Source organism: Corynebacterium capitovis DSM 44611 (assembly GCF_030440535.1).
In the GTDB taxonomy this organism is placed as follows: Bacteria; Actinomycetota; Actinomycetes; order Mycobacteriales; family Mycobacteriaceae; genus Corynebacterium; species Corynebacterium capitovis.
Window position 1 is genome coordinate 595848 of sequence record NZ_CP047117.1, and the last position, 18412, is coordinate 614259.

The window sequence follows — 18412 nt, forward strand, 5'->3', positions numbered from 1 at the left end:
CGCCATTCCAACCGCGGGCCGTTCTACCTGTTCGTCACCGTCCCGCTCAGGCGCGCCAGTGGGGCGATCACAACGGGCCGTGCTGCCCACACGGCAAGTCCAGTCAACGCGGCCGCGACGACGAAGACGACGGTGCCGGTCCAGTCTGCGGAGTACACCGAGGGGTCGATGTCACCCCGCGCGGCGAACATAGCGTTCATGTTTCTGCGCAGGCCGGTGAGCACGACCAAAAGGACGTGCACCACGATGAAGACAAGGAAGAACACCATCGTTGACACGTGTGCTTTTCGGGCGATTCGCACGGGAATGACACTCCAGGACCGCGGCCACCACGGGCTCATCCGCAGCCCTGAAAGAGCGGCCAGGGGGGCCGCGAGGAATACAACCGCACAGTACGTGAGCTCTTGGAGAGCGTTGTAAGTCACCCAGCCGTTTTCTACCGGCCACCGCAGAGAGAGGTACTGCAGCCCCGCCGAGACAGCATGAGGGACGACCTCCCAGCTGGTGGGGACGAGGCGCATCCACTGACCGGTGGCGAACAGCAGCACGTAAAACACCGCTCCGAGCGCTAACCACGCGATGTCGAGGCAGAGGTGGAGCCACAGGGTCAGAGATACCTTCCGCTTCGGGTCGCTGCGCGGCGCCCACAACGCCTCGGGCCGGGCTTCGGACCTGACCCCCAGGCCCGTCTTGACGATGAGAGCCATCAAGAACATGTTGAAGAAGTGCGCCCAGTTCAACCACGCGGGCAGGCCGACGGGGGCACCGGCTGGAAGCGGCTGCTCCCCGGTGTACCGCGACGTAAACGACGCCCCCGTATCCGTGCCGATGAACCAGCGGGCCACCCCAACCGCGACCGCGAACACGGCCACGGCCGCGAGCGCGCTCAGAAGGATGCGGGGCCATCGCTTCTCGACGCCACCGCGGCCGGCCCCCGCCGCATCGTCCGGCGCGGGCGCCTCGGCGGTTGCTCCTTCGCGGTGCGGGATCACGGTCTCGGGCTGCGCGGGCGCCTCGAGTACCTCCGCGTGCACGACGCGGTCGGGGACGCGCAGCATGACATGGGCCGCGGGTGGGAACGGCTCCCCGCCGGGTACACGCGGTAGTCCGCGACGCAGGGCGACGGCGGTCAGCTCGGAGGCGTGCGGCTCGGGGGAGCGAACCGGCGAGAGGTCCGGCTCTAGCGGCGCGTCCGGAAGCGTTACGAATGAGCCCTCCGGTGGCCAGGGGGTCCCACCCGGGACGCGCGGCAAACCGCGGCGAAGATTGACCTGCACGTTTGTCCTCCTCTATCGCTCTCTATCGCTCTCTAACGCTCTGGTGGGCGCGCTTGGTGATTTCGGAAATCAGGGCGGGGACGACGTCGAAGATGTCACCCACCACGCCGAAGTCCGCAAGTTCGAAGATCGGGGCGTCAGGGTCGTTGTTGATCGCCACGATGGTGTCCGCAGTCTGCATACCCACTACGTGTTGCACCGCTCCCGAGATGCCGACACCGATGTAGAGCTTGGGGCTGACCAGCACACCGGTCTGCCCGATCTGGGCTTCGTAAGGTACTTGGCCCTCGTCTACGGCGGATCGGGTAGCGCCGACGGCCGCCCCGAGGGTGTCCGCGAGTCCCCCAACCAGCTCTTCGAAGTTATCGGCGTCCCCGAGAGAGACGCCCCCTGCGACGACTTTGTCCGCGGTGACGAGATCGGGGCGGGGCGAGGTGCGCTCGACGTCAACGACCTCGGTGACTTTGGCCACCCGGGCACCCGATGCCATGACCAAAAGTTCTTCGACAGCAGGCTCCGCTGCCGTGGCGCGGGTTTCGATGGCCCCGCGGCGCACCGTAATCACAGGCGCGGAGTGCGTCGCCGCGGCCACGGTGGTGAAGGCGCCGCCGTAGTTCGAGTGGTCCGTGATGACCCCCTCCGCGTCCCGTCGCACACCGACCACGTCGGCGAGCAGGGCCAACCCGCGACGTGCGGCGAAACGTGCCGCGGCGTCGCGACCACGCACGGAGTGTGAGAAAACAACGGCGGCAGGGTGAAGCTCCTCGAAGGCGGCCGCGGTGGCGTCGACAAGCGAAGCCCCCTCGGCGCTCAGGACGCGAGAAGCGCCGCTGCGGCCGAGCTCCGCAGCGTGAGCAGGGGTGAGGGTGAGCGCAACCGGCACGCCGATCGCGCTGGCGGCCCCGATTAGCTCTGCGGCGGAGGCATCGAGCTCGCCGCTTTCGCCGTACGCGGGGTCGGGTACAACGAGAACGGGTGCGTGTGCAGGCGTGGTCACGGGCGTCTCCTTAGATGAAGTTCTTCTCGGCCAAGAAGTCGGCGAGCTTAGCCGCCGCTTGGGAGTTTCCGTCGATGATCTCGCCCCGCCCGCGGGCGGGGCGCTTGGCGGCGTCGATTACGATGGCCCGCGCGGGCGTCCAATCCTCCGGGTCAATGCCTAGGTCCGACAGGCCCACCGCGTGAATCTCCTTCTTCTTCGCGGCCATCAGCCCCTTGAAGTTGGCAAATCGCGCATCCGGGAACTCGTCGGACACAGCGACCACTGCGGGCAACTCGGCCTCAAGCTTGACGACGGCGCCGTCACCCGCCTGGGTCGCCCGAACGACACCGCCGGCGACCTCGAGCTCGGTGAGGTTGGTCAGCGCGGGAACGCCAAGCATCTCAGCGAGGAGAGACGCAACTACTCCACCCGCGCCGTCCGAAGAGCTTGCACCGGCGACGACGAGGTCATAGCCGTTCCTCGTGATCAGTGCGGCGAGCACCTCGGCCGTGAGGGTGTAGTCCGCGCCCACGAGCGCGTCGTCGGTAACGAGGTAGGCCTCTGCCGCGCCCATGGCAATGCCCTTGCGAATGCTGCCGACCGTCGACTCGGGCCCGACGCTCAGAATCTCCACTGTCGCGTCTCCGTCGGGGTGGGCCTCCGCGACACGCAGCGCTGCCTCGACCGCGCGTTCCCCGACCTCGTCGGCGACTACATCGCCGGTGCGGTCGGTCAACCCCGTCTCGAGGTTGAGCCCTCGGTCGCCGTACGTGTCGGGCACTTCTTTCAGCAACACGGCAATGCGCATCGCGGCTCCTTTTCCATCTGGGCTCATTCGGGGAGGCAGAACGCCCAGATTGTACCGCCTGGCGTAGACAGGCAGCGAGCAGCGGGTTATTGCGCGACGAAAGAGGCCAGGCGCGACTGAATGATGTCCACCGCTTCGTCGACAATGCGGGGGACGAGCTCCGCGCACGTCGGGATGTCGTTGATCAAGCCCTGGCACAGGCCCACGGTCCACACACCGGCCTCGATGTCACCGGTCTCGTACACCGTGCGGCCGCGCGCCCCGGCGACGAGGTCGCGGATGTCGGGGAACTGCGCCCCAGCATTGAGCTTCTCGACGACCTCACGTGAGACCCCGTTCGTGGCCACGCGAGAGGTGTTGTTGAGGGTGTGCGCAAGATGAGCTCCGTGTCCAGCTCGCTGCGGCGGACAATCTCCTCTTTCACATTCCGGTGAACGGGGGCCTCCTCGGTACAGAGAAAACGGGTACCACGTCGGTTTTCTCCTGGCCACGCCCTGTACTCGTCATACCTGCGACGATTAGGCGCGCCACCAGCCCAGGCCATCAACCGGGTTCGTGTTAAAAGTCGAATCCCCCAAAATCGAAACCATCGCCGCCGCCGAAATCAAAGCCACCGTCGAAGAAGCCGTCGCCACCCGCGTCGGCGGCGAAGTCACCTCCGTCGCCCATATCGCCACTATCTCCCATATCTCCCGCGTCCCCGGCATCGCCTGCGTCGACATCCGAACCGAAGTCGCCAGACTCGAACTCCGCCGGAGAGGGGGTACCGGCCATCCCCGCAAACATCGCCGAGTAGAGCATCATCGAGCTCGCCGCCCACATACCAGTCATCATCGCCGGCGCCCACCATGCCACGGAGTACCAACCGGCCGGAACCGGGCGACCCGCCACTGCGCCACCGGGGTAGTAGTGCGGCGTCTGTTCGGATGCCCGGGGCGACGCGGTCACCGTGGTGCCGTCTTGCTGCGTAATTGTTCGCTCTTCGGTTACTCGGCCGGCCTTGCGCTGGCCTTCAAGCTCCGGAAGCGCGGGTCCGGCGGGAAGGCCCATGAGCACGCGCGCGGCGTTGACGTAATGCAGGCCCTCCAGCGCAGACTCGCGTGCAAGCTGGGCCTGCCGCACCGTGCGCGCTTCAGACAGAGCTGCGGAGGCAGCGTTGAAACGCTCGCTGGCGTCGGCCATCGCCTGCGACGAGGCGGTGTCGGTGCCGGACAAGTTGAGGACCTGGGAACCGAGGCGGTCCGTCCAACGCTTCGCGTCGGCGTAGGCATCGTCGACTTGCTGCTGCCCGAGCTGACGGTTGGTGTTCGTGTCTTTTCGTTGGCCGGCAAGGTATACCGCCCCGCCAATGACGGCGAGGAGGAGGAGTAGGGACAGCATGCGAGAGCCTTCCTGCGGATCGTGTACGACTGGCAACGTGCTGTGTAACGTCTGGCGCCACTGAGAAGTTCCCCTCAACAAATCCGGAGGAGCTATTGGAGCGTGGTGGGATTTGGGCGCGCCCCGACCGGTGGGGTAGAATCCATCCACGTATTCGCGAACCGCATGGGACGTGAATGGGAATGTCGTATAGTGGCTAATACCTCAGCCTTCCAAGCTGAAGACGCGGGTTCGATTCCCGTCATTCCCTCCACCGGAACTACTCAGCCCGTACGGGCGGGGACCTGACAAGACAGGTTGCCGCCCGCACGGGTTTCTTTCGTTCGCATCACCTATGCCTACGAAGGCCTACAAAGGCCTACAAAGGCCTACGAACGCCTACGAAGTGGTTGCGGGCGGGCCACTGAGTGGGCCTGGGCGCCTCGTTCGACCCCGGTGAAAACCGCCATAAACGGGGCACGCTACAATCGCTTTCCGACGAGTCGCACCGGCTCGGTCGCTCGACTACGGGGCGTGGCGCAGCTTGGTAGCGCACCTGCTTTGGGAGCAGGGGGTCGCAGGTTCAAATCCTGTCGCCCCGACGTAGGCCGACCCCCGCCCGCAGCGGCGGGGGAGGGCCATAGCGAACACGACTTAACCTCTATTCACCACTACAGGAGCATTCTGTGAAGACTTCCGTCGACAAGCTGGGCGAGACCCGCGTTAAACTCAGCGTCAGCGTCCCCTTTGACGAGCTGGGTCGTGAGATGGACCAAGCTTACACCGCCATCGCGCAGCAGGTGTCCATCCCGGGTTTCCGCCGCGGCAAGGCGCCGCACAAGCTCATCGACGCCCGCTTCGGCCGCGGCCCCATCCTCGAGCAGGTCGTCAACGACATGCTCCCGGTGCGCTACGAGCAGGCCATCACGGAAAACGAGCTCAACCCGATCGGTCAGCCTGAGATCGAAGTGACGAAGATCGAGGACAACGACGTCGTCGAGTTCACCGCCGAGGTTGACGTCCGCCCCGAGATTGAAGTTCCGGATTTCTCCGCCATCTCCGTCACCGTCCCCGCTATCTCCGTCGACGATGAGGCCGTGGATTCCGCGCTGGAGGAGCTGCGTGGCCGCTTCGGCGAGCTCAAGGACACTGACGCGGCGCTGGAGGACGGGCAGTTCGCTGTCATCAACATCACGGCAGAGGTCGAGGGCGAGAAGATTGATGACGCCTCGACCGACGGCCTCACGTACAAGGTCGGTGCTGACGATCTGATCGAGGGTTTGGACGCGGCTCTCACCGGCCTGAAGACGGGTGACACCGCCGAGTTCACCGCCACCCTCCAGCGCGGTGAGCACAAGGGCGAGGAAGCCGCGATCAAGGTCGAGGTCACCCAGACCAAAGAGCGGGTCTTGCCGGAGCTTGACGACGACTTTGCTCAGCTGGCCTCCGAGTTCGATACCGTCGAGGAATTGCGCGAGTCCACGAAGGGCCGCTTGGAGGAGTCCCTCAAGGCGCAGCAGGCTGCCAGCATTCGTGATGAGGTTCTCAAAGCTGCACTCGAGCAGACGGAGTTCGCGCTGCCGGAGTCCATCGTGGAGGAGCAGGTGCACAACCGCCTCCACCAGGTCCTGGGCCACATGGCGCACGAGGAAAACGCCCTGGCGCAGTTCCTTGAGGCCCAGGGGACGACCCGCGAGGACTTTGACAAGGAGTCCCGCGACCTCGCTGAGGAGTCCGTCCGCACCCAGCTCTTCCTCGACGCGGTCGCCGAGTCCGAGCAGCCTGAGGTTTCTCAGCAGGAGTTGACCGACCACATCCTGTTCACGGCCCAGTCCTACGGCATGGATCCGAACCAGTTCGTGGCGCAGCTGCAGCAGTCCGGTCAGATTGCAAACCTCTTTGCTGACGTTCGCCGCGGCAAGGCGCTGGCGGCCGCTATTGCACGCACGACGGTGCAGGATGACCAGGGTGCGTCCATCGACCCGAACGAGTTCTTCGGCGATGTCGACGAGGATGCGGACCAGGCCGATCTCGCGGAAGAGACAAACGAGGACTAGCGCCTCCTCGCGCACATACTAAGGGGTCCTGCGTCGCAGGGCCCCTTTCGTATGCGCCGGCGCGTTGGCGTCGATAAGCAATTGGGCTCCGTACGCCGCTAGCGAACAGGGTTCAAATGGGGCGGGGCCGCGGGTAGTGTGGGGTCGTTGTCCCCGGGGGCACCCCAGCGACAAAGACGATAAAGGAGCACGTTATGACTTCCCCGCAGCCAGGACTCAATCTCGGCGACTCTGTCTACGAACGCCTTTTGAGGGAGCGCATCATCTTCCTGGGCCAGCAGGTTGACGACGAGATCGCCAACAAGCTGTGCGCCCAGATTCTCCTGCTCTCCGCAGAAGACCCGACTCGGGATATTTCGCTGTACATCAACTCGCCCGGCGGCTCCGTCACCGCCGGCATGGCGATTTACGACACGATGAAGTACTCCCCATGTGACATCGCCACCTACGGCATGGGGTTGGCGGCATCGATGGGCCAGTTCCTCCTTTCGGGCGGAACCAAGGGCAAGCGTTACGCGCTGCCCCACGCGCGCATTATGATGCACCAGCCGTCCGCTGGTGTCGGCGGCACCGCGGCGGACATCGCCATCCAAGCCGAGCAATTTGCCCAGACTAAGCGCGAGATGGCCGAGCTCATCGCAGAGCACACCGGTCAGACGTTCGAGCAGATCACCAAGGATTCCGACCGCGACCGCTGGTTTACCGCCCAGCAGGCCAAGGATTACGGCATCGTGGACCACGTCATCGAACAGGCGCACGGCGCTATTTCAAACTAAGCCGTCTTAAGGAGACTTCACTATGCCTTACACTTCGCCCAGCGCCCGCTACGTCCTGCCGCAGTTCCTGGAGGAGACCTCCTTCGGTACGAAGCAGATCGACCCGTACGGCAAACTGTTTGAGGAGCGCATCGTCTTCCTCGGCACGCAGGTCGACGACACCTCGGCCAACGACATCATGGCTCAGCTGCTCGTGCTCGAGTCCCAGGACCCGGACCGCGACATCACGATGTACATCAACTCCCCGGGTGGCTCATTCACCTCGCTGATGGCTATCTACGACACGATGCAGTATGTCCGGCCCGATGTCCAGACCGTGTGCCTGGGCCAGGCTGCGTCCGCGGCGGCTGTGATCCTCGCCGCGGGGGCGCCGGGGAAGCGTGCCGCTCTGCCGAACTCGCGCGTGCTTATCCACCAGCCCGCGACCCAGGGCACCCAAGGCCAGGTTTCGGACCTTGAGATTCAGGCCGCCGAAATCGAGCGCATGCGCCGCCTCATGGAGCAGACGCTGGCTCACCACTCCGGGCGGACGGCGGAGCAGGTGCGCATTGACACCGACCGCGACAAGATCCTCACCGCCGAAGAGGCAGTCGAATACGGCATCATTGACCAGGTCTTCGACTACCGCAAGCTGAACTCCTAGCCCGCCAAGAAGGCGGTCAACGCGGCGTTGAAGTCGTCCGGGTTCTCCAAGGCGGATTGATGGGAGCCCGGCTTGACGACGACTTTTTCGGCGCGGCCGGAGACCCCATCCGCGATCTGAGCGAGCTTATCGGGCCCAGATGTCCGATCGCTCTCGCCCGCGATGGTGAGGACCGGGCAGGTGATGTCGCCCAGGCGGGAGGCAAAGTCCCAGTGCGCGAGCGCGTCGCCGTTTTGGGCGTACCCCTCCGGGTCGATCCCCAGGATCATCTCCCGCACGGCGTCGACCGCGTCGGTGTGGGTGTAGCGGTACCCATCGGTGAACCAGCTGGTCACCATGCCGTCGGCAAGCTCGCTCATGCCCCCGTTACGGGCCATTGTGGTGCGTTCACGCCAGCGCTGCTCGCCGCCGAGAAACGTCGCGGTGGAGCAGAAGACCGCGCGCTCAACGCGGGGGGATGTCGCCGAAAGGTACAGCGCAATCGCGCCACCCAGCGAGAGGCCGACGAGCGTGAAGCGGTCCACGTCGAGGGTGTCGAGGGTGGCTAAAACATTCGCGGCGAGGTCGTCGATGGTGGTCTGCCCCGGTTCCGCATCCGAGCGCGGGGACTGCCCGTGGCCGAGGTGGTCTAGGGCGATCACGCGGTAGTCGCGCTCAAGCACCGGGATCTGTTTCGCCCACGCCTCGTGCGTGGTGGCGATCGAGCTGAGTAGGACAACCGTTTGCGCGCTGTCTGCGGGGCCGAATTCGGCGGCGTGGAGGATCGTCGGCGGCATGTCATATACTCCTTAATACGTTCGGGGGCCGTGAGGGACGTCGCGGCGTCCGCTCCCATTGTTCCCGAAATGCGCAGCGCCGCGCGGGCGTTGGAAAAGGCATGCGGGAGTTGTCGCGGTATCCTTGTCCTACACCCCGCGCGCCGAACAAGACCAGCAGGCCGAGCGCACGGCAGAGATGTATCCGAGAAAGTAGAAGTTGGAGTACGACACTTAGATGGCAGCCACTCAAGACACGTCCGACCTGCTCAAATGCTCTTTCTGCGGGAAGAGCCAGAAGCAGGTCCGTAAACTCATCGCCGGGGGCGGGGTTTACATCTGCAACGAGTGCATTGAGTTGTGCAACGAGATCATTGAAGAAGAACTCGCCGACGCGCAGAACGCGCACAGCGAAGATTCGAACCGTTTGCCCCGGCCGTCGGAAATTGTATCTTTCTTGGACCAGTACGTCATCGGCCAAGACGCGGCGAAGCGGACCCTTGCCGTCGCCGTGTACAACCACTACAAGCGGATCCGGGCCGAAGAACAGTCGGGGACGGGGCGTCGGCAGGACGAGGACGTCGAGATCGCGAAATCCAACATCTTGCTTCTGGGCCCAACCGGGTCGGGCAAGACCTACCTCGCCCAAACGCTAGCCCGGATGCTCAACGTCCCCTTTGCTATTGCAGACGCCACCAGCCTGACTGAGGCCGGGTACGTGGGGGAAGACGTCGAGAATATCTTGCTCAAGCTCTTGCAAGCCGCGGACTTTGACGTCACTCGGGCGCAGCACGGGATCATCTACGTTGACGAGGTGGATAAGATCTCGCGCAAGTCCGAAAACCCGTCTATCACCCGCGACGTCTCGGGCGAGGGCGTGCAGCAGGCGTTGCTGAAGATCCTCGAGGGAACGGTCGCCTCCGTTCCACCGCAGGGCGGGCGGAAGCACCCCAACCAAGAGTTCATCCAGCTCGATACCACTAACATTTTGTTCATTGTTGCAGGCGCCTTCGCCGGCTTAGACAAGGTGATCGCGGAGCGCGTGGGCAAGAAGGGGATTGGCTTCGGCGCGGAGATCGATTCCAGGAGCAAACGCGACGAGGCGAACCTCTTGTCCCAGGTGTTACCCGGGGATCTGGTGAAGTTCGGCCTCATCCCCGAGTTCATCGGCCGCTTGCCCATTCTGGCCAACGTGGAGGATCTTGACCGTGATTCGCTCGTGCGGGTGCTCAAGGAGCCGAAGAATTCCCTGGTGAAGCAGTACGAGCGACTGTTCGCAATGGACGGGGCGCAGCTCACAATCACGGACGGGGCGCTGGGCCTCATCGCGGACAAAGCCGCCGAGCGTAAAACGGGTGCACGTGGCCTGCGTGCCATCATGGAGGAACTGCTGGTTCCCATCATGTACGACCTGCCGGACCGCGAGGACGTCCGCGAGGTAGTCATCACCGGCGCCGTCGTCAGCGGTGACGCCCAGCCGGAGTACGTTGCCAAGGAGCAGGCGAAGTCCGCCTAAAACAGTGGGGTCACCGGGCGGCCCTGCGTCTGAGGGCCTAGAGGAACTCCGCGCCTCCGATGTCGTAGACCTCGGAAAAGTCCTCCGGGTAGACCTCCTCCGCGAGCCCCGCGTCGTTGTTGTCGTTGCCGCGCGTGCGTGTCGACGCCGCACTTTCCGGGGTTTGCTCGACGTAACCGCTGTATCCAGCCGCCGGGATGTTCGAAGTGAGGAAGGCCAGCACCATATCGATGGCCATGCGCCTCAACCCCTCGGTGTTGCGCTGGTTGCCAAGGTTGACGTGTGCGATCGCCTGGGTCGTCGCGTGATTGCTCACCCGGAACATGCACAGTGACGCAACCATGATGATGATGTCGTGGGCCGAGATGCCCGGGCGGAAGGCCCCCGAATCCTGGCCGAGGAGGAGGAGTCGCTCCACGTGGAGGACCACCTCGGCGTAGCCCCGCAGCTCTGGTGTCTCCCGTGCGGGCAGGGCGGGGGCGAGATTCTCCCGCAGCGTGAGGCGGACGGCGTCCGGGTTGTTGAGGAAGCGATGGAAAAGCGCGTCAACGAACCGCCGCATGCCCTCGACGGGGACGGCGTAGGAGCGGTTCAGGATCTCCGGGGTTGGCGTCAGCCGCGCCGCGGCGCGCACGAGCGCCTCGCGGTACAGGGTTTCCTTGTCGGGGAAGTGAGTGGCCAAAACGCGCTTCGTTGTGCCCGCTTCCTCTGCCACGTCGTTGAGAGTTACCCCCGAAAACCCGCCCCGAGCGAAAAGGGAGATCGCGGCGTCCGCGATCTTGTTCGCCTGTGGTGCGGGGGACACTGCGGGGGACACGGCGGGGGACACTGCGGGGGTGGTGCCGTCGTCGTTGGAGGCGGAGTCCTGGAAAGAGTGGGCCACCGTGGCTCCTTCATTCGTATGGTGATGAGTCCGTGTCTGCCGGGCTTTCCGTCGGACATCCGTTAACGGGTCTTTACATATCGTGCACTAAACGGGTCCGAATTGTGGGCGCGTGGGGGTGGTGATGTCCGAATCTCGTGGTTGCGTGGCGGGCGGGGGGAGGTTCTGCACCCCCACCCGCAACTCTCACGCGCACATATACTCGGAGAGTGCTGCAGGGCATTCCATAAATAACGACCCGACGGTGACAATTCACGGTGCCAACTGGCGGTGCGAACTGACGGTGCGAATTCAGACTTTTGGGAACCGTGAGGAACCACTCGGGTCACGAATTGGAGGTATTCGCTATGACCGACCCATTCACATCCAGCGCCGCGCCGGGCCGCAACGAGTCGGAGGCGCCGGTCAAGGTCACCGTGACGGGGGCCGCTGGGAACATCGCCTACTCGCTGCTGTGGCGCATCGCCTCAGGCGATGTATTCGGCGCGGACCGCCCGGTGGACCTCCGGTTGCTGGAGACACCGGGCCGTGTCCGCGCGGCGGAGGGCGTCGCCATGGAGCTCGCGGATTCCGCGTTGCCCCTGGTGGCAAAGGTGACAGTAACGGAGGACCAGCGAGAGGGTTTCGACGGAACAAACGCCGCCTTCCTCGTCGGTGCCAAACCCCGTGGCAAGGGCGAGTCTCGCGCGGACATGCTCGAAGCCAACGGCCGCATCTTCGTCGAGCAGGGCAGGGCGATTAACGACGGCGCCGCGCAGGACATCCGCGTCCTCGTTGTGGGCAACCCCGCCAACACAAACGCCTATATCGCCAGCAAGGCCGCGCCAGATGTCGAGCCGGAACGCTTCAACGCGCTTATGCGCCTCGACCACAACCGTGCGCTTTCCCTGCTCGCAGAGAAGCTGGGTGTTTCCACGCCACACATCGATGGGCTCGTGGTGTGGGGCAATCACGCCGACACACAGTTCCCGGACATTGAGTTCCTTCGGGTCGCCGGCCAAGAAGTCGCGGGGGACGTCGATAGGAAGTGGTACGAAGACGAGTTCATTCCCCGGGTAGCCAAGCGGGGATCGGAGATTATCGACGTCCGCGGGTCCTCCTCAGCGGCGTCTGCGGCCTCGGCGGCGGTTGACCATATGCGCGACTGGGTCCGTGGCAGCGGCGCGCGGTGGGTCACCGTCGCGCAACCGTCGAAGGGTGAATACGGCGTCGACGAGGGTCTCGTCTTCGGTTTCCCCACCGTTGGGGTTAACGGGCGGTGGACCATTGTCGAAGGACTCGATCTCAACGACTTCCAGCGCGAGCGCATCCAAGCCAACATCGCCGCGCTGAAGGAAGAGGCCGGGGTGGCCGACAGCCTCCTTCGCTAGCACTCTCCGCCTGTTCTGGCGTGTCGCAGCTGCCAGCTAAGATAAACCGGGTGAGTGACGCGACAGACCAAACTGGTACACAGGCCACACGCGGTTTCGACGCTCTCCCGAAAGCGTGGGAGCCGCGGGAGCAGGAGCAGGCGCTCTACGACGGCTGGGTGGAAAAGGGATACTTCCGTGCGGAGGCATCAAGTGACAAGCCACCGTTTTCTGTCGTACTTCCGCCGCCCAACGTGACAGGTCAGTTGCACATGGGCCACGCCCTCGACCACACGCTGATGGACGTTGTGGTGCGCCGCAAGCGGATGCAGGGTTTCGAGGTGCTCTGGTTGCCGGGTATGGACCACGCTGGCATCGCAACGCAAACCAAGGTCGAGGCCCAGCTCAAGGAGCAGGAGGGTAAAGACCGATACCAGTACGGGCGCGAGGAGTTTGTCCGCCGCGTGTGGGACTGGAAGGAGCGTTTTGGCGGGACGATCGGGGGCCAAATGCGGGCGATCGGTGACTCTGTCGATTGGTCGCGTGAGCGCTTTACGCTGGACGAGGGGTTGTCCCGCGCCGTTCAAACGATATTCAAGCAGCTCTATGACGCCGGTTTGATTTACCGCGACTACCGCCTGGTGAACTGGTCCCCAGTGCTGGAGACCGCGGTGTCCGACATCGAAGTTGTCTACAAAGACGTCGAGGGCGAATTCGTGTCCATCCGGTACGGCTCGCTGCATGATGATGAGCCGCACCTCGTCGTCGCAACCACCCGCGTGGAGACGATGCTGGGCGACGTGGCCATCGCGGTCCACCCCGACGATGAGCGCTACGCGCACCTCATCGGGCAGAAGTTCGCCCACCCGTTCCGCGCGGACCTCGAGCTGGAGGTTATCGCCGACGATTACGTGGACATGGAGTTGGGCACCGGCGCGGTGAAGATCACCCCCGCTCATGACCCGAACGACTACGAGATGGGTCTGCGCCACAACCTGGACATGCCCATCATCATGGACGGGGCCGGACGGATCGCGAACACGGGCACCCGTTTCGATGGCCTGACCCGGGAGGAAGCTCGCGTTGCCGTGCGCGAGGCTCTGGCGGAGCAAGGTCGCATTGTCAAAGAGATCCGCCCCTACGTTCACTCGGTGGGCCATTCGGAGCGTTCCGGCGAGCCGATTGAGCCGCGCTTGTCCCTGCAGTGGTTTGTGAAGGTGGACAAGCTAGCGCAGATGGCCGGTGACGCCGTGCGCAACGGCGACACCACCATCCACCCGCAGTCGATGGAGAAGCGCTATTTCGACTGGGTGGACAACATGCACGACTGGACGATTTCCCGCCAGTTGTGGTGGGGCCACCGGATTCCCATCTGGTACGGCCCGGACGGCGAGGTCGTCTGCGTCGGCCCCGATGAGGAGCCGCCTACCGGGTACACACAAGACCCAGACGTGTTGGACACGTGGTTCTCTTCGGCGTTATGGCCCTTCTCGACGATGGGGTGGCCGGACAAGTCCGCGGATCTGGCGAAGTTCTACCCCACGTCGGTCCTGGTTACGGCGTACGACATCCTATTTTTCTGGGTCGCGCGCATGATGATGTTTGGCACGTTCGCCGCAACCCAGACCCCGGAGCTTTTGGGTACCGCCGGCCAGGGCCGCCCCCAAGTGCCCTTCACCGACCTGTACCTGCATGGCCTGGTCCGGGACGAAAAGGGGCGGAAGATGTCCAAGTCCCTGGGCAACGGGATCGACCCCATGGATTGGGTGGAGCGCTTTGGCGCCGACGCGTTGCGTTTCGCCCTCGCCCGGGGCGCGAACCCGGGCGTGGATCTGCCGATCGGTGAGGACAACGCCCAATCCGCGCGCAACTTCACCACGAAACTGTTCAACGCCACCCGGTTCGCGCTCATGAACGGCGCCTTTGTCGGCGAGTTACCGCCGCGCGAAGAACTGACCGACGCGGACCGCTGGATTCTTGACCGTGTCGAAGAAGTCCGGGCCAACGTCGACGCCTACCTGGATGACTACCAGTTTGCGAAGGCCAACGAAGACCTCTACCACTTCGCATGGGACGAGTTGTGTGATTGGTACCTGGAGATCGCCAAAACCCAAATCCCCCGCGAGGGTGAAAGCCGAACGGGGCGCACTACCCAGATCGTCCTCGGCAGGGTTCTTGACGTGGTCCTGCGGCTTCTGCACCCGACCATGCCGTTTGTCACCGAAGAGCTATGGACCGCGCTGACCGGAGAGGAAACCGTTTGTCGCGCACCGTGGCCCACAGCAGCGGATACAAACGGCGGAGCCGAGGCCGATGCGGGCAGTAGGAGCCGGATCGAAGATTCGATCAAGCTCATCACCGAATTGCGACGTTTCCGCTCCGATCAGGGTGTCAAACCCTCTCAGAAGGTTCCCGCCCGCCTCGACTTCGCCGCGGCGGGGTTGGAAAACCAGGAAGAGCTGGTGCGCAGTATCGCCCGCGTCGACAAGCCTGGTGATGGTTTTACTGAGTCCGCGAGCATCGAGGTCCGTCTTAGCATCGAGACGATTGCCGTCGGGCTCGATACCTCCGGAACCGTGGACGTGGTGGCTGAACGCAAGCGGCTGGAAAAGGAGCTGGCTACGGCGCGAAAGGAGCTGGAAACGACGGGCAAGAAGCTAGGCAACGAGTCGTTCCTAGCCAAGGCACCTGATGAGGTGGTGGACAAGATCCGGCGGCGCCAGCAGATGGCGCAGGAAGAAGCCACCCGCCTCGCGGCGCGTCTTGAGTCCCTCTCGGAGGCCGGAAAGTGAGCGAGGACACGGGGCACGACCTGCCGGAGCTGCCCGAGCACTTCGACATCTCCCTCGAGGAGACGGGACTGCGCCTCAATCTCGGCGGGCACGGTGACGGGGGTTCGGACGAAGTCCGTCCGGCACGCCCTGTCAGCGATCGCGAGCGCGTGGCCCTAGCGCGGGTGGAAGAGGAATTGGCGGCGCGCTGGCCTGAGAACAAGATTGATCCGACTCTGGAGCGCGTCGACTATGTCATGGACCTGCTTGGCTCGCCGCAAAGAAGCTACAAGGTCATTCACGTCGCGGGGACGAACGGTAAGACTTCGACGGTCCGGATGATCGACTCCTTGCTTCGCTCCTTCGGGCACCGCGTGGGGCGCACGAGCAGCCCTCACCTGCAAACGGTAACGGAGCGCATCGCCATCGACGGTGAGCCGATCCACCCGGCGGATTTCGTTCGCATTTACGAGGAGATCAGCCCGTACTTCGAGATGGCGGACGCTCACTTCGGCCAGCCGTTGAGTTACTTCGAAGCGTTGAGCTGCATCGCGTTTGCTGCGTTTGCCGACGCTCCCGTGGACGTCGCCGTCGTCGAGGTGGGGCTCGGCGGGCGATGGGACGCCACGAACGTCGTCAGTGCCGACGTCAGCGTCATCATGCCGATCGGCCTCGACCACATGGAATACCTCGGTGACACGATCGAGGACATTGCGGAGGAGAAGGCTGGAATTATCACCAACCCCGATTCGGTGACGATTATCGGCGAGCAGGAACCCGAAGCCAAGCGCGTCATCCTCGAACGTGCGGTAGAGGTCGGTTCCGCCGTAGCTCGCTTCGGCCGCGAGTTTTCAGTCGTCGAAGCCGGGGTAGCGGTTGGGGGGCAGTCGCTCACGCTCGCGGGACTGTCCGGCGAGGTCAGCGAGGTCTTCCTCCCACTGTCCGGTCCCCACCAGGCACACAACGCCGCGGTAGCCCTCGCCGCTGTCGAGGCCTTCTCGGGCGCCAGTGCGCAGCGACCACTGGATGCGGCAGCGGTTCGGGACGGTTTTGCGGCGGTTACATCGCCCGGGCGCCTCGAACGCGTGCGCGCCACTCCGACCACCTTTATCGACGCCACCCACAACCCGCACGGGGCTCGGGCCCTAGCGCTGGCGCTTTCCACTGACTTCAACTTCGCCCGCCTCGTCGGTGTCATCGCTGTCTTGGGTGACAAAGACGCAGCTGGCATCCTCCGCGCGTTGGAGCCGGTGCTGACCGAGGTGGTCATTACGCAGAACACGTCCCCGCGGGCGCTCGATGCCTACGAGCTTGCGGACATCGCCCGAGACGTCTTCGGTGATGAACGAGTGCACATCGCCGGCAACCTCGTAGCCGCCTACGAGCTCGCCGTGGAGCTGGCAGAAGACGCGCTGGCGGAGGTCGGTGTCCAGTCTGGGTCCGGTGTGCTGATTACCGGATCCGTTGTCACCGCGGGCGAGGCGCGAACCATGTTTGGAAAGGAACCCCAATGAAACCCCGCCGCGATAATCCGGTGAGCCCCCTTGGGATGGGGGGCACGCCTGTGAAAGACCCGCTCCAAGGGTTGACGGGCGTGCTCTCCGGAACGCTCGTCATGGAGGCCATCACGATCCTGTTGATTCTCCTAGTCGTGCTAAAAATCGATGGCGGCGCTCACTGGACCACGTTCAATTGGGCGTACATCGCAGTGATCGGCCTGGCTCACGTGGTATTCGCGTTTATGCAGAAGCGGCCGTGGGCGTTGTGGGCCGACCTAGCCCTCCAAGTCCCGCTTGTGTTCGGTTTCTTTATCCACTGGTCTGTATCCGCGGTGGGCATCATGTTCGCAATCGTGTGGTACTTCATCGTCAAACTTCGTGCCGAGATGATTGAGCGCTTGCATGGCGGATACCTGGTCACGCAGCACCTCGGCACGGCGGACGGCGACCGCACCCCTCGGATCTAGTTAGTATTCTCTAATCAGTCCGCCCTAAATCAATAAGCTCTTTCGCCCCCAGGAAGTGTGAGCGGCGTTATACTCGACGGAAATTGTAACGCGCATTTCCGGACGCTAAGGAGCCACATGTCAGAGCAGGTCTACATCACACAGGCGAAAAGGACCCCGGTGGGGAGCTTCGGTGGTTCGCTTTCGAAGTTCTCGACGATCGATTTGGGCGCGCACATCGCGAAAGCCGTCATCGAAGGATCAGGCACTCCGGCGGACCAATTCGACTCCTCCGTGTGGGCCAACGTGGTCACCACGGGGCCACAAGACCTTTACGTCTCTCGCGCGGTGGCACTTGCAGCAGGACTACCTCAGGGCTCTCATGCCTTTGGCGTGAACCGTCTGTGCGGGTCGGGCATCCAGGCTGCCATCAGCGCGGCTCAGCAGCTCACTACTGGGGACGCCAAACTCAGCCTCGTCGGTGGTGTTGAGGTGATGAGCCAGGCGCCGTACTCCGTCGAGGGCATGCGCCAGGGTCGCAAAATGGGTGACGGCCGCCTCGTGGACTGGCTCACGGGGGCGCTAACGGACCCGTTCGGCAACGGGATCATGGGTATCACCGCCGAAAACGTCGCGGCGAAGTACGGCATCAGCCGCGAACGCCAAGACGAGTTCGCGCTCCAGTCGCAGCAGCGCGCCGCGGAGGCGATCGCGCAGGGTCGTTTCGACGAACAAATTGTGGCTGTGGGGGATTTCGCCACCGATGAGCACCCGCGCCAGACTTCGGCGGAAAAGCTGGCGGGCCTGCGCCCGTCGTTTAGCAAGGAAGGCTCCGTCACGGCCGGGAACTCCTCGGGCATCAACGATGCCGCAGCCGCCCTGGTGCTGACCACCGAGGACGGTCTGCGGGAGTACGGGCACGAGAAACTTGCGCGGATCGTGTCGTGGGGTGTTGCGGGTTGCGACCCAAAGTTCATGGGGCTCGGACCCGTCGTGGCGGTGCCGAAGGCGCTCGAGAAGGCCGGTCTGAGCCTGGGCGACATTAAGCTCATCGAGTCGAACGAGGCATTCGCAGCCCAAGCTATTGCGGTCAGCGACCAGCTTGGATTCGACAATGACAAGACGAATATCAACGGCGGGGCCATCGCACTGGGCCACCCGATCGGCGCGACGGGGGTCATCCTCATTACGAAGCTCATCCACTCGCTCAAGGACGCCGGCGGCGGGTACGGCCTCGTCACTGCCTGCATCGGCGGCGGCCAAGGTATTGCACTCATTCTGGAGGTTTAAACGA

At 64.1% G+C, this 18412-nt stretch carries 15 protein-coding genes, 2 tRNA genes and 1 pseudogene; 11 read left to right on the forward strand and 7 right to left on the reverse strand.

Annotated features, from left to right (window positions below):
* Positions 1-23: 23 nt before the first annotated feature.
* From CAPI_RS02975 to CAPI_RS02995, 5 genes and pseudogenes are all read right to left on the reverse strand, one after another.
* Complete coding sequence (locus CAPI_RS02975) at positions 24-1277, reverse strand: cytochrome b/b6 domain-containing protein (RefSeq protein ID WP_018016556.1); 1254 nt, start codon at positions 1275-1277, stop codon at positions 24-26.
* Between the two features lie 22 nt (positions 1278-1299).
* Entirely contained in the window at positions 1300-2274 is a 975-nt protein-coding gene (locus CAPI_RS02980; RefSeq protein WP_018016557.1) for an electron transfer flavoprotein subunit alpha/FixB family protein, read from the reverse strand.
* A gap of 10 nt (positions 2275-2284) precedes the next feature.
* A complete protein-coding gene (locus CAPI_RS02985; RefSeq protein WP_018016558.1) occupies positions 2285-3064 on the reverse strand; it encodes an electron transfer flavoprotein subunit beta/FixA family protein in 780 nt (259 codons plus the stop codon).
* An 86-nt stretch (positions 3065-3150) separates the two neighbouring features.
* Positions 3151-3533: pseudogene (locus tag CAPI_RS02990) on the reverse strand (NAD(P)H-dependent flavin oxidoreductase); the annotation flags it as partial.
* Between the two features lie 89 nt (positions 3534-3622).
* Positions 3623-4444: a hypothetical protein gene (locus tag CAPI_RS02995; RefSeq protein WP_018016560.1), complete on the reverse strand. Its 822-nt coding sequence runs from the start codon at positions 4442-4444 to the stop codon at positions 3623-3625.
* Between the two features lie 178 nt (positions 4445-4622).
* Between CAPI_RS02995 and CAPI_RS03000 the strand changes: the two genes are divergently transcribed.
* The 5 genes from CAPI_RS03000 to CAPI_RS03020 all read left to right on the forward strand — a co-directional run bounded on the left by CAPI_RS03000 (position 4623) and on the right by CAPI_RS03020 (position 7899).
* Positions 4623-4697: transfer RNA gene (locus CAPI_RS03000), tRNA-Gly, on the forward strand.
* 254 nt (positions 4698-4951) lie between these two features.
* A tRNA-Pro gene (locus CAPI_RS03005) sits at positions 4952-5025 on the forward strand.
* Positions 5026-5109: 84 nt separating this feature from the next.
* Entirely contained in the window at positions 5110-6480 is a 1371-nt protein-coding gene (gene tig, locus CAPI_RS03010; protein WP_018016561.1) for a trigger factor, read from the forward strand.
* A gap of 194 nt (positions 6481-6674) precedes the next feature.
* Positions 6675-7256 (forward strand): ATP-dependent Clp protease proteolytic subunit, encoded by a 582-nt coding sequence (locus tag CAPI_RS03015; protein WP_018016562.1) that lies wholly within the window; start codon positions 6675-6677, stop codon positions 7254-7256.
* Between the two features lie 22 nt (positions 7257-7278).
* Entirely contained in the window at positions 7279-7899 is a 621-nt protein-coding gene (locus CAPI_RS03020) for an ATP-dependent Clp protease proteolytic subunit (RefSeq protein WP_018016563.1), read from the forward strand.
* Here CAPI_RS03020 and CAPI_RS03025 read toward each other — a convergent pair.
* Entirely contained in the window at positions 7896-8675 is a 780-nt protein-coding gene (locus CAPI_RS03025; RefSeq protein WP_018016564.1) for an alpha/beta fold hydrolase, read from the reverse strand. The two genes, CAPI_RS03020 and CAPI_RS03025, sit on opposite strands and share 4 nt — an antisense overlap.
* 217 nt (positions 8676-8892) lie before the next feature.
* Between CAPI_RS03025 and clpX the strand changes: the two genes are divergently transcribed.
* Positions 8893-10170 carry an ATP-dependent Clp protease ATP-binding subunit ClpX gene (clpX, locus tag CAPI_RS03030; RefSeq protein ID WP_018016565.1) on the forward strand — a complete coding sequence of 426 codons (1278 nt, stop codon included), beginning with the start codon at positions 8893-8895 and terminating at the stop codon, positions 10168-10170.
* A gap of 37 nt (positions 10171-10207) precedes the next feature.
* Here clpX and CAPI_RS03035 read toward each other — a convergent pair whose 3' ends face one another.
* A complete protein-coding gene (locus CAPI_RS03035; protein WP_018016566.1) occupies positions 10208-11053 on the reverse strand; it encodes a TetR/AcrR family transcriptional regulator in 846 nt (281 codons plus the stop codon).
* Positions 11054-11400: 347 nt separating this feature from the next.
* Here CAPI_RS03035 and CAPI_RS03040 point away from each other — a divergent pair, with 347 nt between their 5' ends.
* From CAPI_RS03040 to CAPI_RS03060, 5 genes are all read left to right on the forward strand, one after another.
* Positions 11401-12423, forward strand: a complete 1023-nt coding sequence (locus CAPI_RS03040) for a malate dehydrogenase (RefSeq protein WP_018016567.1) — start codon at positions 11401-11403, stop codon at positions 12421-12423.
* 50 nt (positions 12424-12473) lie between these two features.
* On the forward strand, positions 12474-15194 hold the full coding sequence (locus tag CAPI_RS03045; RefSeq protein ID WP_018016568.1) for a valine--tRNA ligase: 2721 nt from the start codon (positions 12474-12476) through the stop codon (positions 15192-15194).
* Positions 15191-16687, forward strand: coding sequence for a bifunctional tetrahydrofolate synthase/dihydrofolate synthase (gene folC, locus CAPI_RS03050; RefSeq protein ID WP_018016569.1), 1497 nt, complete (start codon positions 15191-15193; stop codon positions 16685-16687). Before CAPI_RS03045 ends, folC begins: the two co-directional genes overlap by 4 nt.
* Entirely contained in the window at positions 16684-17139 is a 456-nt protein-coding gene (locus CAPI_RS03055) for a DUF4233 domain-containing protein (RefSeq protein WP_018016570.1), read from the forward strand. The genes folC and CAPI_RS03055 overlap by 4 nt, the downstream gene beginning before the upstream one ends.
* Positions 17140-17256: 117 nt before the next feature.
* Positions 17257-18408: an acetyl-CoA C-acyltransferase gene (locus tag CAPI_RS03060; protein WP_018016571.1), complete on the forward strand. Its 1152-nt coding sequence runs from the start codon at positions 17257-17259 to the stop codon at positions 18406-18408.
* Positions 18409-18412: the final 4 nt, after the last annotated feature.

Coding starts and splice junctions, on each gene's coding strand:
- CAPI_RS02985 (WP_018016558.1), bottom strand. CDS start 3,064: ATGCGCATTGCCGTGTTGCTGAAAGAAGTGCCCGACACGTACGGCGAC.
- CAPI_RS02995 (WP_018016560.1), bottom strand. CDS start 4,444: ATGCTGTCCCTACTCCTCCTCCTCGCCGTCATTGGCGGGGCGGTATAC.
- CAPI_RS03015 (WP_018016562.1), top strand. CDS start 6,675: ATGACTTCCCCGCAGCCAGGACTCAATCTCGGCGACTCTGTCTACGAA.
- CAPI_RS03020 (WP_018016563.1), top strand. CDS start 7,279: ATGCCTTACACTTCGCCCAGCGCCCGCTACGTCCTGCCGCAGTTCCTG.
- CAPI_RS03025 (WP_018016564.1), bottom strand. CDS start 8,675: ATGCCGCCGACGATCCTCCACGCCGCCGAATTCGGCCCCGCAGACAGC.
- clpX (WP_018016565.1), top strand. CDS start 8,893: ATGGCAGCCACTCAAGACACGTCCGACCTGCTCAAATGCTCTTTCTGC.
- CAPI_RS03040 (WP_018016567.1), top strand. CDS start 11,401: ATGACCGACCCATTCACATCCAGCGCCGCGCCGGGCCGCAACGAGTCG.
- CAPI_RS03055 (WP_018016570.1), top strand. CDS start 16,684: ATGAAACCCCGCCGCGATAATCCGGTGAGCCCCCTTGGGATGGGGGGC.
- CAPI_RS03060 (WP_018016571.1), top strand. CDS start 17,257: ATGTCAGAGCAGGTCTACATCACACAGGCGAAAAGGACCCCGGTGGGG.